Origin of the sequence: Alcaligenes sp. CHO6, from assembly GCF_037120595.1 — a bacterium.
GTDB lineage: Bacteria > Pseudomonadota > Gammaproteobacteria > Burkholderiales > Burkholderiaceae_B > Alcaligenes > Alcaligenes ammonioxydans.
This window is the reverse complement of the sequence record NZ_JBANCI010000024.1, coordinates 1-375: the sequence shown is the minus strand read 5'-3', so window position 1 is coordinate 375 and position 375 is coordinate 1. Positions and strand designations below refer to the sequence as shown.

Genomic DNA, 375 nt, shown 5'->3' with positions numbered 1-375 from the left:
CGGGCAATAACAGCTATACCGGCGACACCACCGTCAGCGGTGGTCGTCTGGCCGTCAATGGCACGCTGGCTTCTGCTGTGATCGTTGAGCGTGAGGGAACGCTGGGGGGGGCCGGTACGGTCGCACAAGTCGATAACTACGGCACCTTGGCCCCCGGTAATTCTGTAGGCACCTTGACCGTCAGCGGCGACTATACCGCCCATGCCGGTTCGGTGCATGAACTGGAAGTCGGCACCGCAGGCGCAACAGATCGTCTGGTCGTCGGGGGGGCCGCCCATATCGACGGCACCCTGAAGCTGGCCGGCGGCCCTTTCCGTCAAAACGTCGCCTATTCCTTCGTGGACGCAGCACAGGGCGTGACCGGGAAATACAGCC

1 protein-coding gene is annotated in these 375 nt (G+C 63.5%); it reads left to right on the top strand.

Annotation, left to right across the window (positions count from 1 at the left end; all coding sequences use genetic code 11):
* On the top strand, positions 1–375 hold a 375-nt coding region (locus V6936_RS17335; protein ID WP_336580175.1), incomplete at both ends, for an autotransporter outer membrane beta-barrel domain-containing protein.